General features: G+C 57.6%; 18 protein-coding genes. 4 read left to right on the top strand and 14 right to left on the bottom strand.

Annotation, left to right across the window (positions count from 1 at the left end):
* Nucleotides 1–7 precede the first annotated feature (7 nt).
* Both dxs and GVK32_RS07075 read left to right on the top strand, forming a co-directional pair.
* Complete coding sequence (gene dxs / locus GVK32_RS07070) at nt 8–1,870, top strand: 1-deoxy-D-xylulose-5-phosphate synthase (RefSeq protein ID WP_132511303.1); 1,863 nt, start codon at nt 8–10, stop codon at nt 1,868–1,870.
* 67 nt (nt 1,871–1,937) lie between these two features.
* The gene (locus tag GVK32_RS07075; RefSeq protein ID WP_159866607.1) at nt 1,938–2,912 is read left to right on the top strand and encodes an aldo/keto reductase; all 975 of its coding nucleotides are present in this window, start codon (nt 1,938–1,940) and stop codon (nt 2,910–2,912) included.
* Nucleotides 2,913–2,970: 58 nt separating this feature from the next.
* Here the strand turns inward: GVK32_RS07075 and pgpA are convergent, their stop codons facing one another.
* The 6 genes from pgpA to nrdR form a co-directional block, all read right to left on the bottom strand.
* Complete coding sequence (gene pgpA, locus GVK32_RS07080) at nt 2,971–3,483, bottom strand: phosphatidylglycerophosphatase A (protein WP_164846784.1); 513 nt, start codon at nt 3,481–3,483, stop codon at nt 2,971–2,973.
* Nucleotides 3,464–4,441, bottom strand: a complete 978-nt coding sequence (thiL, locus tag GVK32_RS07085; protein ID WP_159866610.1) for a thiamine-phosphate kinase — start codon at nt 4,439–4,441, stop codon at nt 3,464–3,466. The genes pgpA and thiL overlap by 20 nt, the downstream gene beginning before the upstream one ends.
* Nucleotides 4,442–4,538: 97 nt before the next feature.
* Entirely contained in the window at nt 4,539–4,958 is a 420-nt protein-coding gene (gene nusB / locus GVK32_RS07090; protein ID WP_041144291.1) for a transcription antitermination factor NusB, read from the bottom strand.
* A gap of 22 nt (nt 4,959–4,980) precedes the next feature.
* Nucleotides 4,981–5,451 (bottom strand): 6,7-dimethyl-8-ribityllumazine synthase, encoded by a 471-nt coding sequence (gene ribE, locus GVK32_RS07095; protein ID WP_041144290.1) that lies wholly within the window; start codon nt 5,449–5,451, stop codon nt 4,981–4,983.
* A 197-nt stretch (nt 5,452–5,648) separates the two neighbouring features.
* The gene (ribD, locus tag GVK32_RS07100) at nt 5,649–6,752 is read right to left on the bottom strand and encodes a bifunctional diaminohydroxyphosphoribosylaminopyrimidine deaminase/5-amino-6-(5-phosphoribosylamino)uracil reductase RibD (RefSeq protein ID WP_159866613.1); all 1,104 of its coding nucleotides are present in this window, start codon (nt 6,750–6,752) and stop codon (nt 5,649–5,651) included.
* 3 nt (nt 6,753–6,755) lie between these two features.
* Nucleotides 6,756–7,205 carry a transcriptional regulator NrdR gene (gene nrdR / locus GVK32_RS07105; protein WP_004858609.1) on the bottom strand — a complete coding sequence of 150 codons (450 nt, stop codon included), beginning with the start codon at nt 7,203–7,205 and terminating at the stop codon, nt 6,756–6,758.
* A gap of 148 nt (nt 7,206–7,353) precedes the next feature.
* Between nrdR and GVK32_RS07110 the strand changes: the two genes are divergently transcribed.
* Both GVK32_RS07110 and GVK32_RS07115 read left to right on the top strand, forming a co-directional pair.
* A complete protein-coding gene (locus GVK32_RS07110) occupies nt 7,354–7,896 on the top strand; it encodes a DUF3251 domain-containing protein (protein WP_159866616.1) in 543 nt (180 codons plus the stop codon).
* A gap of 293 nt (nt 7,897–8,189) precedes the next feature.
* Nucleotides 8,190–9,074: a nucleoside-specific channel-forming protein Tsx gene (locus tag GVK32_RS07115; RefSeq protein WP_123706759.1), complete on the top strand. Its 885-nt coding sequence runs from the start codon at nt 8,190–8,192 to the stop codon at nt 9,072–9,074.
* A 51-nt stretch (nt 9,075–9,125) separates the two neighbouring features.
* Here GVK32_RS07115 and GVK32_RS07120 read toward each other — a convergent pair whose 3' ends face one another.
* The 8 genes from GVK32_RS07120 to queA form a co-directional block, all read right to left on the bottom strand.
* Nucleotides 9,126–9,821 carry a YafY family protein gene (locus GVK32_RS07120; protein ID WP_159866619.1) on the bottom strand — a complete coding sequence of 232 codons (696 nt, stop codon included), beginning with the start codon at nt 9,819–9,821 and terminating at the stop codon, nt 9,126–9,128.
* A 49-nt stretch (nt 9,822–9,870) separates the two neighbouring features.
* Nucleotides 9,871–10,248, bottom strand: a complete 378-nt coding sequence (locus tag GVK32_RS07125) for a VOC family protein (RefSeq protein ID WP_159866622.1) — start codon at nt 10,246–10,248, stop codon at nt 9,871–9,873.
* Between the two features lie 64 nt (nt 10,249–10,312).
* Nucleotides 10,313–10,483: a hypothetical protein gene (locus GVK32_RS07130; protein ID WP_159866625.1), complete on the bottom strand. Its 171-nt coding sequence runs from the start codon at nt 10,481–10,483 to the stop codon at nt 10,313–10,315.
* 96 nt (nt 10,484–10,579) lie between these two features.
* Complete coding sequence (gene secF / locus GVK32_RS07135; RefSeq protein WP_159866628.1) at nt 10,580–11,551, bottom strand: protein translocase subunit SecF; 972 nt, start codon at nt 11,549–11,551, stop codon at nt 10,580–10,582.
* Nucleotides 11,552–11,561: 10 nt separating this feature from the next.
* Nucleotides 11,562–13,409, bottom strand: coding sequence for a protein translocase subunit SecD (secD, locus tag GVK32_RS07140; RefSeq protein WP_159866631.1), 1,848 nt, complete (start codon nt 13,407–13,409; stop codon nt 11,562–11,564).
* 25 nt (nt 13,410–13,434) lie between these two features.
* Nucleotides 13,435–13,767, bottom strand: a complete 333-nt coding sequence (gene yajC / locus GVK32_RS07145) for a preprotein translocase subunit YajC (RefSeq protein WP_159866634.1) — start codon at nt 13,765–13,767, stop codon at nt 13,435–13,437.
* Nucleotides 13,768–13,789: 22 nt separating this feature from the next.
* Nucleotides 13,790–14,917, bottom strand: a complete 1,128-nt coding sequence (gene tgt / locus GVK32_RS07150; protein ID WP_159866637.1) for a tRNA guanosine(34) transglycosylase Tgt — start codon at nt 14,915–14,917, stop codon at nt 13,790–13,792.
* A gap of 199 nt (nt 14,918–15,116) precedes the next feature.
* Complete coding sequence (gene queA / locus GVK32_RS07155) at nt 15,117–16,181, bottom strand: tRNA preQ1(34) S-adenosylmethionine ribosyltransferase-isomerase QueA (protein ID WP_159866640.1); 1,065 nt, start codon at nt 16,179–16,181, stop codon at nt 15,117–15,119.
* Nucleotides 16,182–16,450: the final 269 nt, after the last annotated feature.

The following is a 16,450-nucleotide window of genomic DNA, read 5'->3' on the forward strand; positions in this document are numbered from 1 at the left end:
GTCTCTGATGAGTTTTGATATTGCCAAATACCCGACCCTGGCGCTGGTAGATTCCACCCAGGAGCTGCGTTTGTTGCCGAAAGATAGCCTGCCGAAGCTGTGCGACGAACTTCGGCGCTACCTGCTGGACAGCGTCAGCCGTTCCAGCGGGCATTTCGCCTCCGGCCTCGGCACGGTCGAACTGACCGTGGCGCTTCACTATGTCTATAACACCCCTTTCGACCGCCTGATTTGGGACGTCGGCCACCAGGCCTACCCGCATAAAATTCTGACCGGCCGCCGTGACAAAATCGGCACTATTCGGCAGAAAGGCGGGCTGCATCCGTTCCCCTGGCGCGGCGAAAGCGAATATGACGTGCTGAGCGTCGGACACTCATCGACCTCCATTTCTGCGGGCATTGGCGTCGCCATTGCCGCCGCGAAGGAAGACAAGCAGCGGCGTGCGGTCTGCGTCATTGGCGACGGGGCGATCACCGCCGGGATGGCGTTTGAGGCCATGAACCACGCGGGCGATATCAAACCCGACCTGCTGGTGGTGCTGAACGACAATGAAATGTCGATTTCTGAGAACGTCGGCGCGCTGAATAATCATCTCGCGCAGCTGCTTTCCGGAAAGCTGTACTCGACCCTGCGCGAAGGCGGCAAGAAGGTCTTCTCAGGCGTTCCGCCGATTAAAGAGCTGCTCAAACGTACCGAAGAACATATCAAAGGCATGGTGGTTCCCGGGACTCTGTTTGAAGAGCTGGGCTTTAACTACATCGGGCCGGTGGACGGTCACGACGTACTCGGGCTGGTCAATACGCTGAAGAACATGCGCGATCTGAAAGGGCCGCAGTTCCTGCACATTATGACCAAAAAAGGCCGCGGCTATGAGCCAGCGGAAAAAGACCCGATCACCTTCCACGCGGTGCCGAAGTTTGACCATACCAGCGGGGTGCTGCCAAAAAGCAGCGGCGGCCTGCCCTCTTATTCGAAAATTTTCGGCGACTGGCTGTGCGAAACCGCGGCGAAAGATAGCAAGCTGATGGCCGTGACGCCGGCCATGCGCGAAGGCTCGGGGATGGTCGAGTTCTCGAAAAAATTCCCGGACCAGTATTTCGATGTGGCTATCGCCGAGCAGCACGCGGTGACCTTTGCCGCCGGGCTGGCAATCGGCGACTATAAGCCGGTGGTGGCCATTTACTCCACCTTCCTGCAGCGCGCCTACGATCAGGTGATTCACGACGTCGCTATCCAGAAGCTGCCGGTGCTGTTTGCCATCGACCGGGCCGGCATCGTTGGCGCCGACGGGCAGACGCACCAGGGTGCCTTCGATCTCTCCTTCTTGCGCTGTATTCCGGAGATGGTCATCATGACCCCGAGCGACGAGAACGAATGTCGCCAGATGCTGTATACCGGCTATCACTACGGCGAGGGCCCAAGCGCGGTGCGCTATCCGCGCGGAACGGGTACCGGTGCGACGCTGGAGCCGCTGGCCTCGCTGCCGATCGGCAAGGGCGTGGTGAAGCGCGAAGGCGAGAAAATTGCGATCCTTAACTTCGGTACCATGCTGAAGGAAGCCGCTCAGGTGGCGGACAAGCTCAACGCCACGCTGGTGGATATGCGCTTTGTGAAACCGCTTGATAACGCACTGATTTTGCAGCTAGCCGCCGGGCACGAGGCGCTGGTAACGCTGGAAGAGAACGCGATCATGGGCGGCGCGGGCAGCGGCGTTAATGAACTGCTGATGGCGCATCGCCGCGCGGTGCCGGTGCTGAATATCGGTCTGCCGGACTTCTTTATTCCCCAGGGAACTCAGGAAGAAGTTCACGTTGACCTCGGCCTCGATGCCGCCGGTATCGAAGCCAAAATCAACGCCTGGCTGGCCTGATCCCTCCCCGATAGCGCTCCTGCTATGCTTAAAGGAATTCCATTAAGCAAAGAGCAGGAGCGCAGCTATGCAATATATCACCCCAGAAGCGACCGACCTCCGGGTTTCCCGACTTTGCCTCGGCTGCATGACCTTCGGCGAGCCGGATCGGGGCAAACACGCCTGGACGCTACCGGAAGAGAGCAGCCGCCCGCTGATTCAGCGCGCTCTGGAAGGCGGCATCAACTTTTTTGATACCGCCAACAGCTACTCCGAAGGCAGCAGCGAAGAGATCGTTGGCCGCGCCCTGCGCGACTTTGCCCGCCGCGATGAAGTGGTGGTCGCCACCAAGGTTTACCACCAGGTGGGCGATCTGCCGGAAGGCCTCTCCCGCGCGCAAATCCTGCGCTCTATCGACGACAGCCTGCGGCGCCTGGGAATGGAGTATGTTGATCTGCTGCAAATCCACCGCTGGGATTACACCACGCCGATTGAAGAAACCCTCGAAGCGTTGAACGAGGTAGTAAAGGCGGGTAAAGCGCGCTATATCGGCGCCTCGTCGATGCATGCCCGCCAGTTTGCCCAGGCCCTGGAGCTGCAGGAGCGTCACGGCTGGGCACGCTTCGTCACCATGCAGGATCATTACAACCTGATATACCGCGAAGAAGAGAACGAGATGCTGCCGCTGTGCAACCGCGCAGGGGTCTCGGTCATCCCCTGGAGCCCGCTGGCGCGCGGCCGGCTGACCCGCCCGTGGGGGGAAACCACCGCGCGGCTGGTTTCCGACGAGTTTGGCCAGTCGCTGTACAGCGCCACCGATAGCAACGATGAGCTGATCGCGGCGAATCTCGCCGAAGTTGCAGAGGAGCTGGGCGTCGGACGGGCGCAGGTGGCGCTGGCGTGGCTGCTGAGCAAACCCGGCGTCGCCGCGCCGATTATCGGCGCCTCGCGTCAGGACCAGCTGGATGAGCTGCTGAATGCGGTTGATTTAACCCTGACGCCGGAGCAGGTGGAAAAGCTGGAAGCGCCGTACAAACCGCATCCGGTGGTCGGATTCAAATAGCCCGCCGGCTGCGTTAAGCCAGAGCCCCGGCAAGCAAAGCGCTACCGGGGTTCTGCCGTCAGATAAGGCCGATCGGCCAGTGATGGCCTATGGCGTAGAGCACGCCCGCCGAAATGACGCCGGCGACGATATCATCGACCATGATCCCCATTCCGCCGTGAATATTACGGTCGAACCAGCGAATCGGCCACGGCTTCCACATATCGAAAATGCGGAAAATGACGAATCCGGCGGCCACCCACTGCCAGTCGAGAGTCGGCAGCGCCATCAGGGTTATCCACATCCCGACAAACTCATCCCAGACGATGCTGCCGTGATCGTGAGTGCCCATATCTTTCGCCGTGCGGTGGCAAATATAGACCCCGATACAGATGCTCATCATCACCACCAGCGAATAGAGCTGCCAGGGCAGAAACGTCATCAGGTACCAAAACGGAATCGACGCCAGCGACCCCATAGTCCCGGGGACGATGGGGCTGAGCCCGCTACCAAAGCCGGTCGCCAGCAGATGCCAGGGGTTAAGCAGGTTCAGCCGACTTTTTGCACTATCTTTACTGCGCACCAAAATGATCGTACCCCTTTAAATCAAGCTTCACCGGCTTACCCTCCTGCAAAAACTGCAGGCCGTCGGCTTCGGCGCAAACCTGCCCGATGCAGGTAAAACGCGCCCCGAGCTGGCCGATAGCCACATCGAGCGCACCGCGATTGAGCTCCGGTACGGTAAAGCACAGCTCATAATCTTCGCCGCCGGAAAGCGCCCAGCGCAGGGCCGTCTCCGGCGCAACCTGACGCTGCATCGCCTCGGATAGCGGCATCGCGTCAAGGTCGATGCGCGCCCCGCAGCGACTGGCTTTGAGGATATGGCCCAGATCGGAGACCAGGCCGTCGGAAAGGTCGATAGCCGAGCTCGCCAGATCGCGCAGCGCCTGGCCCTGCAGCACGCGCGGCATCGGGCGCAGATGGCGCGCCAGCAGATAGTCGGCGTCAGCGGCGTCACCCACCGCCAGCCGCTCCTGCAGTATTGCCAGCCCTGCGGCGCTGTCGCCGGGCGTACCGGTCACGTAAATCCAGTCGCCGGGCTTCGCCCCGGAGCGCTTCAGGGCGCGTCCCGGCGGCACAAAGCCGTGGATACCCAGCGTCATCGACAGCGGACCGCGGGTGGTATCCCCGCCGATCAGCTGCATGTCGTAATAGTTGAGCAGCATAAACAGGCTATCGCTGAAGGACTCCAGCCACGCCTCGTCCACCTCCGGCAGCGTCAGCGCCAGCGTTAGCCACGCCGGCTCCGCGCCCATCGCCGCGAGGTCGCTCAGATTAACGGCCAGCGCTTTATAGGCCAGATCGGCAGGATCGATATCAGGTAAGAAATGGTTGCCCGCCACCAGGGTGTCGGTGCTGATTGCCAGCGTTTTTTTCTCGGGAATATTCAGGAGTGCGCAGTCGTCGCCAATGCCGGTTTCCACATCGAGACGCATGCTTTTTACGCGATCAAAATAACGGGCAATCAGGGAGAATTCGCCGCATGCCATACGTTATGCCTCAGCAAAAGAAAAAAATGAGAGCCTACCGAAATAGGCTCTAAGGCCGGGTTCACGAGGATGAGTCCTGCAACGCCCGACCTGGAGTTTACTTTTTGTTGGGACGAATTGCCGGAGCTGCTTTATCCAGCACGCCGTTGACAAACTTGTGACTATCCTCAGCGCCGAAGGTTTTCGCCAGCTCAATGGCTTCATTGATGGCGACTTTGTACGGCACATCGTCACGTTTTGACAGTTCGAACAGCGCGATACGCAGTACCGCCTTCTCAACCTGGCCCAGCTCTTCAAGCAGGCGGGACAGGTACGGCTTCATCAGGCCGTCGAGGTATGCGCTGTTAGTCGCCACTCCGGACAGCAGTTCGCGAAAATACGGAACATCGACATCTTTAACGTCCTGTTCCGCCAGGAACTGGTATTCAACATCAGAGATGTCGTTTTTCGACAACTGCCAGGAGTAAAGCGCCTGGACAGCACACTCACGGGCGCGGCGACGAGCAGCAGGTTTCACGGAATTCCCCTTACAAAAAAATTCAGGCCTTGATGGCTTTCAATACGTTAATCATTTCCAGCGCGGTCAGCGCAGCTTCTGCGCCCTTGTTACCGGCTTTGGTGCCAGCGCGTTCGATGGCTTGCTCAATGCTTTCGGTGGTCAGAACACCAAAGGCTACCGGAACCTCGCTTTCCTGGGCGACGTGCGCCAGGCCATTGCTTGCTCCGCCAGCCACATATTCAAAGTGCGCGGTACCGCCACGGATCACCGTACCCAGCGCAATTATCGCGTCATATTTACCGGTTTTTGCCAGTGCGCCAGCCGCCAGCGGCAGCTCATACGCGCCTGGAACCCAAACAACGGTAATATTGTCATCTTTTACCTGACCGATGCGCTTCAGGGCGTCGATAGCACCTTCCAGCAGGCTGTCATTGATAAAGTTGTTGAAACGCGCAATGGTGATGGCGACGCGAGCGTCCGGGGTAGCAACGTTAGCTTCAATAATGTTCATACTCTTCCTTCGGGTTCATTTGGCCCCGCAAGGGGGGCGGATTCTACCATAATATTTTATACACTTCATCCTGCAAACTGCTCTGACGTGAGCTGCGGCTGACCCGGCCTCTCTTCAGGCTGCGTCCCTCGCTGACCGTCTCGTCGCATTCTGAATAATCAGGCGTACCGGCACGGTTTCCCCGTCTGGCAGGGCGATCATGCGCTGACTAAATGCAGGCAAACGTCCGGGCCTACATGACGTATCTCGTTGAATTTGAAATGGGGAGCATCGGCCAGCCTCTCAAGCCCCGGCAGCACGCAGAGTCCGCGCGCGTCGCTTCCTAACAGTTTAGGCGCAATGTAGACGATAAGCTCGTCCACCAGCCCCGCCTGCAGCAGCGCGCCGGCCAGAGCAGGACCGGCCTCCACCCAGATGCTGTTAACCTGCTGCTTGCCCAGCTGCATCATCAGCACCACCAGATCGAGATGGCCTTTATGCTCCGGGATCTGCAGAGTGCGCACGTTCTCAGGCCACTCGCGGGAGTCCTGACGGGTGCGGGCAAACAGCGTTTCTCCCGCCTGCTGCACGATGCGGTGCTGAGGCGTCACGCGGTTTTGGCTGTCGATGACAATACGCAGCGGCTGGCGCAGATTCTCCTGCGGATAGCGCGCCTGAATATCAGGGCTGAGCTCGTCCCAGCGCACGGTCAGCGCCGGATCGTCCGCAAGGACAGTGGCGCTGCTGGTGAGGATCGCGTGGCTTTGCGCGCGCAGGCGCTGTACGTCGCGTCGCGCCTGCGGGGAGGTGATCCACTGGCTTTCGCCGCTGGCCATTGCCGTGCGGCCGTCAAGCGAGGCGCCCATTTTTAGCTGAATATAGGGAAAGCCGGTGCGCATCCGCTTCAGGAAGCCCTTATTCAGCGCTTCGGCCTCGCCCATCATCAGGCCGTGACTGATGTCGATACCCTCCTGCTGCAGGCGATACAGACCGCGCCCGGCGACCTGCGGGTTGGGATCCTGCATCGCGGCCACCACCCGCACAACGCCTGCGGCAACCAGCGCATCGCAGCACGGCGGCGTGCGTCCGTGATGGCTGCAGGGCTCCAGGGTGACGTAGGCAGTAGCGCCTTTGGCCCTTTCACCGGCCATGCGCAGCGCGTGCACTTCGGCATGCGGCTCGCCGGCGCGGTAGTGGAAACCTTCGCCAACAATTTCGCCGTCTTTAACAATGACGCAGCCGACGTTCGGGTTTGGATGGGTGGTAAAGCGACCGCGCGCGGCGAGCCTGAGCGCGCGTGCCATGTATATTTCGTCATGCATGGCTTAATCCTGTAGGCGGGCGATCTCTTCGCCGAATTCTTTGATGTCTTCAAAACTGCGATAGACGGAAGCGAAGCGGATGTAGGCAACTTTATCGAGCTTCTTCAGCTGCTCCATCACCAGGTTACCAATCATTTTGCTGGGAACTTCGCGTTCACCGGTGCCGCGCAGATGCGTTTTGATGTGGTTGAGCGCCATTTCTACATCGTCGGCGCTGACCGGACGCTTTTCTAACGCTTTGAGCATCCCGCTGCGCAGCTTATCTTCGTTGAAGGGTTCGCGAACGTCGTTGCTTTTCACCACTCGCGGCATCACCAGCTCAGCCACTTCGAAGGTGGTAAAGCGTTCATTGCAGACCAGGCACTGCCGACGACGACGCACAGAAGAGCCCTCCCCCACCAGGCGAGAGTCGATCACTTTAGTATCTACGGCGAAACAGAAAGGGCAGTGCATAGCGCGTCCTGGCATCAAGTTAAACTGGCAGGTAGTTTACCGCGAAGTGACCCGACTACAAAGAAAGAGCTTTTGAGACAAAGGATCTATAGTGCGCTTATGCAAACGATCTACCATTAAGCATCCCTCTGTTAACGGAATCCCGACCATGACAAGACGTTATTTGAAGCTGGCGATTGCGGGTAGCCTTTTTACGCTCAGCGCCTGCGCTCAGCAAAGCGAAGTTCGCCAGATGAATCAGAGCGTGAGCACGTTGAGCAAGGAGATGACTCAGCTCAATCAGCAAACGGTGAAAATTACCCAGCAAAACGCCCTTAACGCGAAGTCCAGCAGCGGCGTCTACCTGCTGCCCGGCGCAAAAACCCCGGCGCGGCTGAACAGCCAGATAGGCACCCTGCGGATGTCGCTGCGCGATATCGCCCCCGACGGCGACGGCACCCGCCTGACGCTGCGTATTCAGGGCGAATCAAACGATCCTCTGCCGGCGTTTAGCGCAACCGTGGCCTCCGGGCAGATCAGCGGCACCACCGAGAGCTACCGGGAGGTCAACGTCCGCGACCAGCTGATTAGCGCTCCCGCCAGCATTCTGGCACCGAGCGACGTCGATATTCCGCTACGCCTCAGCGGCGTCACGCCGGAACAGTTAGGCTTCGTACGCATCCACGATATTCAGCCCGCAGACGCGCAATAAACAGCCTCCACCGGGCGTTTCCGACGCCCGGTTTCCCCTGCCTAAAATCCATTTACAACTTTTCACAACAGTTCAGTAAAAATTGACCTCCGTGATGAATTTAAGTGGCATTCTGTCAAGAAATGCATAGAATCGTGAACGCAATCGATTACGTATGTTTTCGATCTGTGAAACAACACGTATTTTTGTGAGCAATGATTTCTATAATAGACGCCACAGAAATACGAAATATTTAGAAACGCTTCGGCAACTTTCTTCACGCCTTTTGGCTCAATTTAAACAGTGGCATCATTATGAAAAAAACATTACTGGCAGCAAGCGCCGTTGTGGCGCTCTCCGCATCTTTCACTGCCGGCGCGGCAGAAAACGACAAACCGCAGTACCTGTCTGATTGGTGGCACCAGAGTGTAAACGTGGTGGGTAGCTACCACACCCGTTTTGGGCCACAAATCCGTAACGATACCTACCTGGAATACGAAGCGTTTGCCAAGAAAGACTGGTTTGATTTCTATGGTTACATGGATGCACCGGTATTCTTCGGCGGTAACACCACGGCCAAGGGTATCTGGAACCACGGTTCCCCGCTGTTTATGGAAATTGAGCCGCGTTTCTCTATCGATAAGCTGACCAATACCGACCTGAGCTTCGGTCCGTTCAAAGAGTGGTATTTCGCTAACAACTACATCTACGACATGGGCCGCAACGCCTCCGGTCGTCAGAGCACCTGGTATATGGGTCTCGGTACCGACATCGATACCGGCCTGCCGATGAGCCTCTCCCTGAACGTCTACGCCAAATACCAGTGGCAGAACTACGGCGCATCCAACGAAAACGAGTGGGATGGCTACCGCTTCAAGGTTAAATACTTTGTTCCGCTGACCGACCTGTGGGGCGGCTCGCTGAGCTACATTGGCTTCACCAACTTTGACTGGGGCTCCGATCTGGGCGATGACAACTTCTACGACCAGAACGGCAAACACGCGCGCACCAGCAACTCCATCGCTTCCAGCCACATCCTGGCGCTGAACTACGCACACTGGCACTACTCGGTAGTGGCTCGTTACTTCCATAACGGCGGTCAGTGGGCTAACGACGCGAAGCTGAACTTCGGTGACGGCGACTTCAACGTTCGCTCTACCGGCTGGGGTGGTTACTTCGTGGTGGGTTACAACTTCTAATCCTGCCTGATGGTCCCCGGCCTCTGTGCCGGGGATATCGATTGACCCGCATTATGATTCACGATCTTCGCACCTCACCTTACGCAGAAAATCACTCAATGAACGGTCGGCCCGCTCGCTGAAAAGGCGCCCGGTAGCCACCACTTCCAGGCAGCGGTCGAGACGAAAGCAGCGGTAATCATCGCGCAGCTCGCACCAGCACACCAGCAGCCAGCGCTCGCCCCAGAAAAAGAGCCCCAGCGGCAGCACTTCACGCTGCGACATCTTTCCTGCTTCGTCGCGATAGTGCAGCGCCAGCACCCGCTGACCGGAAACCGCCCGATGCACCAGATCGAACTGCGTCTTGCTGTAGCCCTGAACGCCAAAGTCCGGCGCAAACAGCCGCGACTGCTCGGCCTTGCGCCGGCTCTCCTCCGGTAAAATCGCCAGCACCTTTTCCTGAGCCGACTCCAGCGCCTGGGACAGCGATTCGCCTCCCCAGGTTTGCAGCAGCCGAATCGCGGCCACCAGCGCTTCCGACTCCTGGGTCGTCAGCATTAGCGGCGGCAAGCTGTAGCCGGCCAGCAGACGATATCCGCTGCCGGCCTCGCCCTCCACCGGCACGCCGGAGAGCGACAGGTCGCGGATATCCCGGTAGATGGTGCGCTCCGATACGCCAAGCCGCTCCGCCAGCAGTCCGGCGGTGGTCAGCCTTCTCCCTCGCAGGATCTGCACGATTTGAAAAAGGCGGTCGGCGCGTCGGCTCATTCTCTTTTCCCTTATTGTTTAGGGCCTGTCCCACGGGCGTCACTGAGTATCAATGGGACAGGTTCTTCGGCTGATGCAGGCCAATCCGGTTACCTTCGCTGTCAATAAACAGCGCGATGGTGCCAATATCCTTCGACAGCGCAAGCGGGCCAAAGACGCAGCTGCCGCCGGCGGAATTTACGCGGTCGAGCGTCGCGGCCAGATTATCAGTATGCAGATAGATAATAGATCCCTGATCGGCAGGTTTAACCCCGTCAAACTTTGCCAGCGCGCCGCCGGGAGCCGGATCCTGATACGGAAAAACGGCCATTTCAGCACAATCCATATTTTCCCGACGCAGCGTCACCTGCAGCACCGGCTCGTAAAACGCCACCGCGCGATCCATATCGGCGACCGGAATTTCAAACCAGTTAATTACGTTGTTCATACATCCTCCTGTCCATTGTTTGGGTTCAGGAGAAGTCTACGACAGGGCTACTGACAGCGTAGTGTCAGTAGCGATTGGCTTCCACGACGGTTAGCCCGCCGTGCAGCGCCTCTTCGCTACCCGGAGCCTGTACGGCTTTGCGCAGGCGCAGGGTCACGCCGGGCAGGCCGTGCCGGAGGGTCGGTTGGGGAGTGCGAAGAGGATTACGACGGCCACTGGCATTACCCCACGTCATAACATGCAGATAATGGAGAGTAGCCAAAACTGGCGACGCTGTAATAAAAAAATCCCGGCCTTGCGACCGGGATTGCGTTATCAGAACGGGACTGCCTTACGGCAGAATTGACGGCTGATCCGCCCCTTCTTTCTCAACTTTCTGCTGCAGCATATGCTCGCGCCTCATGCCCAGCTTCAGCGCCAGCGCGGACGCTACGTAGATAGAAGAGGCCGTACCGATGGAGACACCGATCAGCATGGTCAGCGAGAAGCCTTCCAGCACCGGGCCGCCAAAGAGAAACAGCATCAGGATAACCATCAAGGTGGTCCCTGAGGTGATCAAGGTACGATGCAGCGTCTGGGTCAACGACACGTTGAAGATCTCGTACGGCGTACCGCGGCGGATCTTACGGAAGTTTTCACGAATACGGTCAGATACTACGATGCTGTCGTTCAGCGAGTAGCCGATAACCGACATCAGCGAGGCAACGATGGTCAGGTCAATCTCGATATGGAATAGCGAGAGGATACCCATCGTAATGACCACATCGTGCGCCAGGGCGATGACTACCCCGGCGGCAAGACGCCATTCGAAACGGAAGCCGACGTATACCAGGATACAGATCAGCGCCGCCAGCAGCGCCATCGCACCGCTTTGCGCAAGGTCAGCCCCAACGCTCGGCCCCACGAACTCGATTCGTTTAACCGTCGCTTCCTGGCTGGTCGATTGGTTAATCACGCTCACGACCTTGCTGCCCAGCTCCTGGCTGACGTTGGTATCATGTACCGGCGGCATACGTACCATGATGTCGCGGCTGCTGCCGAAGTTCTGCAGCTGCGGCTCTTCAAAGCCCGCCTTCTGCAGCGCTTCGCGCATCTGATCCAGATCGGCGGGTTTTTCGAGGGTAATTTCAATCACCGTACCGCCGGTGAAATCGAGACCCCAGTTAAACCCACGCACACCCATCACGACAATGGCGGCAATCAGCAGAAAACCGGAAATGCCGAAAGCCCAGTAGTCCCAGCGCATAAAGTCATAGACTTTACGGCCGTGGTTCAATTGTTCAACAGTATATTCCTGTGCCACAACGCACTCCTCAGATAGACAGCTTTTTAACGCGCTTGCCGCCGTACAGCAGGTTCACGATGGCACGGGTGCCGACGATAGCGGTAAACATCGAGGTTGCCACACCGATACCGGTGGTAATAGCAAACCCTTTAATTGCACCGGTACCGACCGCGTACAGGATGATAACTTTGATCAACGTCGTAATGTTCGCATCGAAGATCGAGCTGAATGCGCCCCTGTAACCTTCATCAATTGCCTGCTGAACGGAACGCCCGTTGCTCAACTCTTCTTTAATACGCTCGTTGATCAGAACGTTCGCATCGACCGCCACCGCAAGGGTTAAGACGATACCCGCAATCCCCGGCATACTCAGCGTCGCCCCAGGCAGCAGGGACATGATACCGACGATCATCACCAGGTTAGCCACCAGCGCAGAGGTCGCGATCAGGCCGAATTTCTTATAGAAGAAGATCATGAACAGGATAGACACCACCAGACCGGCCAGACACGCTTCCAGGCCCTGCTTGATGTTCTGCATACCCAGGGTCGGGCCGATAGTCCGTTCTTCAACGATCTGAATCGGCGCGATCAGCGCACCGGCACGCAGCAGCAGAGAGAGCTGACGCGCTTCGTTCGGGTTGCTGATACCGGTAATACGGAAGCTGTTACCCAGGCGAGACTGGATATTGGCGATGTTAATCACCTCTTCCTCTTTCGCCAGAATTGAACGACCGTTGGCATCTTTCTTACCGCTGTCTTTGTACTCCACAAACAGGGTCGCCATCGGCTTACCGATGTTGTCCTTGGTAAAGTTAGACATGATGTTACCACCGGCGCTGTCGAGCGAGATGTTAACCTGCGGCTGGTTGAACTCATCCATGCTGGAAGTGGAGTCGGTGATATGGTCACCGGTCAGAATCACGCGCTTGTACAGCACAACCGGCTGACCTTCACGCGTACTTTTCACTTCAGAGTCGCCAGGGACGCGGCCGGAAGCGGCTGCGGAGCTGTCAACGTTGCTGTTAACCAGACGGAATTCCAGGGTCGCGGTGGCGCCAAGAATCTCTTTCGCGCGCGCGGTGTCCTGAATACCCGGCAGCTCAACCACGATGCGGTCGGCACCCTGACGCTGAACCAGCGGCTCGGCAACGCCCAGCTGGTTTACACGGTTACGCAGAATGTTGATGTTCTGCTGCACGGCGTATTCGCGGGCTTCTTTCAGGCGCTCGTCGGTCATCACCGCTTTCAGGCCGGTGCTGCCCTGAGTGGAGATAACCAGGTCGCGGTGACGCGGGCTAAGATAAGAGATTGCCTGATCGCGCGCGGTAGCGTCACGGAAAGCGATGCTCAGACCAAAATTGTCTTCTTTACGCACGGTGGAGTAAGGAATGCCTTTATCACGCAGCTCGCTGCGCAGGCTGTCGATATTTTGTTCCTGCAATTTGCCCAGCGCGGTGTCCATATCGACTTCCATCAGGAAGTGTACGCCGCCGCGAAGGTCAAGACCCAGCTTCATCGGCTCGGCATGGATAGCCGCTAACCAGCGCGGGGTTGCCGGAGCAAGGTTCAGCGCCACGACGTATTTATCACCCAACACATCCACCAGCACTTCGCGTGCGCGGAGCTGGACATCGGTGGTGTCGAAGCGCGCAAGAATTGCGCCCTCTTCCAGTGCCACAGACTTAGCGGTAATTTTTTCTTCTTGTAACGTTTTCTGGACCTGGATCAGCGTTTGCTCACTGGCGGCGACGCCGCGCGCGCCAGTGATTTGAACGGCCGGATCCTCACCATACAGGTTGGGGAGCGCATACAGCAGGCCGACGACAATGACGACGACCAGCATGACGTACTTCCACAAAGGATAACGGTTTAACACGGCAGTTCCCTTAGGGAAAAGTGGATTACAGCGCCTTCATGGTGCCTTTCGGCAGAACGGCAGCTACGAAGTCACGTTTGATAACCACTTCAGTGGTGTCGTTCAGTGCGATAGCGATGTATCCGCTTTCGGCAACTTTAGTGACGCGACCAACCAGGCCACCATTCGTCAGCACTTCATCACCTTTGGCGATGGAGCTCATCAGATTTTTATGTTCTTTGCTGCGTTTCTGCTGTGGGCGCAGGATCATGAAGTAAAAAATCAGACCAAACACCACCAGCATCAGGATCAGAGATATCGGGCTGCTCTGCGCTGCGCCACCGGTTGCTGCTGCCGCATCAGAAATGAAAAAGCTCATTGAAATTCCCTCATTATTAAAATTAATCAACGTTCAAAGGAGGAACGGTTCGTCCCTGACGTTGGTAAAAATCGGCCACGAAGCTCTCTAATTTACCCTCTTCAATAGCCTTGCGTAAACCAGCCATTAAGCGCTGATAATAACGCAGGTTATGAATGGTGTTGAGGCGCGCGCCCAATATTTCGTTGCAACGATCGAGATGATGCAAGTAAGCGCGTGAATAATTGCGACATGTATAGCAATCACACTCGGCATCCAGCGTCGCCGTATCGCTTTTATGCTTCGCATTACGGATTTTTACGACGCCATCGGTGACGAACAGGTGACCGTTACGCGCGTTACGCGTAGGCATAACGCAGTCGAACATATCGATACCGCGACGTACCCCTTCAACCAGATCTTCCGGCTTGCCGACGCCCATCAGATATCGCGGCTTGTCAGCCGGGATCTGCGGGCAGACGTGCTCGAGAATACGGTGCATGTCCTCTTTCGGCTCGCCGACAGCCAAACCGCCGACAGCGTAGCCATCAAAGCCGATATCTACCAGACCTTTAACGGAGATATCACGTAAATCTTCGTAAACGCTGCCCTGAATAATGCCGAAGAGCGCGTTTTTGTTGCCCAGGCCATCAAAGCGGTCGCGGCTGCGCTGCGCCCAGCGCAGAGACATCTCCATCGAGCGCTTGGCGTAATCCCAGTCCGCCGGATACGGCGTACATTCGTCGAAGATCATCACGATATCGGAGCCGAGATCGTATTGAATCTCCATCGATTTTTCCGGGTCGAGGAAAATCGGATCGCCGTTAATCGGGTTACGGAAGTGGACGCCCTGCTCGGTTATCTTGCGGATATCGCCGAGGCTGAAGACCTGGAAACCGCCGGAATCGGTCAGGATTGGCCCTTTCCACTGCATGAAGTCGTGCAGGTCGCCGTGCAGCTTCATGATCTCCTGGCCAGGACGCAGCCACAGGTGGAACGTGTTGCCCAGAATGATCTGCGCACCGGTGGCTTCAACTTCTTCCGGCGTCATCCCTTTAACGGTACCGTAGGTCCCGACGGGCATAAATGCAGGCGTTTCAACCACGCCGCGCTCAAACACCAGGCGACCGCGGCGGGCGCGACCGTCGGTGGTATCCAGTTCAAATTTCATTATCACTCCTGCGTCAGAAAAACAGTCTGACGTTAAACAACTCGCTACGGAATGGTTCCATAGCTAAAAATACCTGGAGGCGCTATCGGCGCAGCCAGTTTGGGGTTAACCCGCGCGCAGCCACCGGAGCGTACATGCAGTACGTGAGGATGGCGGGCGAGCACTGCCTGGCGTCAAAATGGCAAGTGAGATAGCCTTCTTACGGACGCTCAAAAATAGCCCGCGGATTGTACGTGATAAACATCGCGTCCCCGTAGCTAAAAAAGCGATATTTTTGTTCTACCGCAGCCTTATAGGCGTTCATGGTGTGCTGATAGCCGGCAAACGCCGAAACCAGCATAATCAACGTAGATTCAGGCAGATGGAAATTGGTGACCAGCGCATCCACCGCTTTGTACTGATATCCCGGATAGATAAAAATCTTGGTGTCGCCGAAGAAGGGTTCGATCAGATCGTTTTTTGCCGCCTGGGCCGCGCTCTCCAGCGAGCGTACCGAGGTCGTTCCCACGGCGATAACGCGGCTGCCGCGCGCTTTGGCGGCCAGCACTGCGTCAACCACGTCCTGCGGGACTTCGGCATATTCGGAGTGCATGATGTGCTCTTCGATGCTGTCCACGCGCACCGGCTGGAACGTCCCTGCGCCGACGTGCAGCGTCACGAACGCCATCTCAATGCCTTTCTCGCGTAGCTTTTCCAGCAGCGGCTCGTCAAAGTGCAGGCCCGCGGTCGGCGCGGCTACCGCGCCCGGCCTGACGCTATAAACGGTCTGATACAGCTCGCGGTCGGCTTCTTCATCCGGGCGGTCGATATAGGGCGGCAGCGGCATATGGCCGATGCTGTTAAGGATATCCAGCACCGGACGCTCGTCGTTAAACTCGACTTCAAACAGCGCGTCGTGGCGTGCCACCATCGTCGCCTGGATGCTTTCATCATCGCCCAGCAGCAGCTCGGCGCCCGGCTTCGGCGCCTTCGAGGCGCGGATGTGCGCCAGGATGCGTTTGTCATCCAGCATGCGCTCGACCAGCACTTCAATCTTGCCGCCGCTGGCCTTACGCCCGAACAGGCGCGCCGGGATCACCCGGGTATTGTTAAAGACCAGCAGATCGCCGGGATTAAGCTTATCGAGCAGATCGGTGAAGGTACCGTGCGTCAGCGCGCCCGTCGGCCCGTCTAACGACAGCAAGCGGCAGCTACTGCGCTCAGGCTGCGGGTAGTGGGCAATCAGGGATTCGGGTAGTTCAAAGGAAAAATCGGTAACGCGCATGACGGTGGCTCAGACTAAATAAAGAGGCGGGTAGTCTAGTGCCGGGGCGTTCTCCCTGCAACCTTTACCCCGCAGCACGGTTATAATACTCTAAATAATTCGCGCTGCAGGACAAGGCGCCTGTGCCTTGAACAGCGCCTGCGCTGGTCCCATAAGGGCGGGGCCGTCGGCGAGTCATGCGGCAACCGGGAGGCAAATTCGTCAGCAACGAATTTAATCTGCCGAGGCCTGGCCTCCGGTGAGGGGCATGGATATCCTTCATTAATCAA

Origin of the sequence: Klebsiella sp. 18074, assembly GCF_902705905.1 — a bacterium.
In the GTDB taxonomy this organism is placed as follows: domain Bacteria; phylum Pseudomonadota; class Gammaproteobacteria; order Enterobacterales; family Enterobacteriaceae; genus Klebsiella; species Klebsiella terrigena.

Excerpts from the sequence above, each read along its gene's own strand:
- dxs (WP_132511303.1), top strand. The coding sequence starts at position 8 with ATGAGTTTTGATATTGCCAAATACCCGACCCTGGCGCTGGTAGATTCC.
- GVK32_RS07075 (WP_159866607.1), top strand. The coding sequence starts at position 1,938 with ATGCAATATATCACCCCAGAAGCGACCGACCTCCGGGTTTCCCGACTT.
- thiL (WP_159866610.1), bottom strand. The coding sequence starts at position 4,441 with ATGGCATGCGGCGAATTCTCCCTGATTGCCCGTTATTTTGATCGCGTA.
- ribE (WP_041144290.1), bottom strand. The coding sequence starts at position 5,451 with ATGAACATTATTGAAGCTAACGTTGCTACCCCGGACGCTCGCGTCGCC.
- ribD (WP_159866613.1), bottom strand. The coding sequence starts at position 6,752 with ATGCATGACGAAATATACATGGCACGCGCGCTCAGGCTCGCCGCGCGC.
- nrdR (WP_004858609.1), bottom strand. The coding sequence starts at position 7,205 with ATGCACTGCCCTTTCTGTTTCGCCGTAGATACTAAAGTGATCGACTCT.
- GVK32_RS07110 (WP_159866616.1), top strand. The coding sequence starts at position 7,354 with ATGACAAGACGTTATTTGAAGCTGGCGATTGCGGGTAGCCTTTTTACG.
- GVK32_RS07115 (WP_123706759.1), top strand. The coding sequence starts at position 8,190 with ATGAAAAAAACATTACTGGCAGCAAGCGCCGTTGTGGCGCTCTCCGCA.
- GVK32_RS07120 (WP_159866619.1), bottom strand. The coding sequence starts at position 9,821 with ATGAGCCGACGCGCCGACCGCCTTTTTCAAATCGTGCAGATCCTGCGA.
- GVK32_RS07125 (WP_159866622.1), bottom strand. The coding sequence starts at position 10,248 with ATGAACAACGTAATTAACTGGTTTGAAATTCCGGTCGCCGATATGGAT.
- GVK32_RS07130 (WP_159866625.1), bottom strand. The coding sequence starts at position 10,483 with ATGACGTGGGGTAATGCCAGTGGCCGTCGTAATCCTCTTCGCACTCCC.
- yajC (WP_159866634.1), bottom strand. The coding sequence starts at position 13,767 with ATGAGCTTTTTCATTTCTGATGCGGCAGCAGCAACCGGTGGCGCAGCG.
- tgt (WP_159866637.1), bottom strand. The coding sequence starts at position 14,917 with ATGAAATTTGAACTGGATACCACCGACGGTCGCGCCCGCCGCGGTCGC.
- queA (WP_159866640.1), bottom strand. The coding sequence starts at position 16,181 with ATGCGCGTTACCGATTTTTCCTTTGAACTACCCGAATCCCTGATTGCC.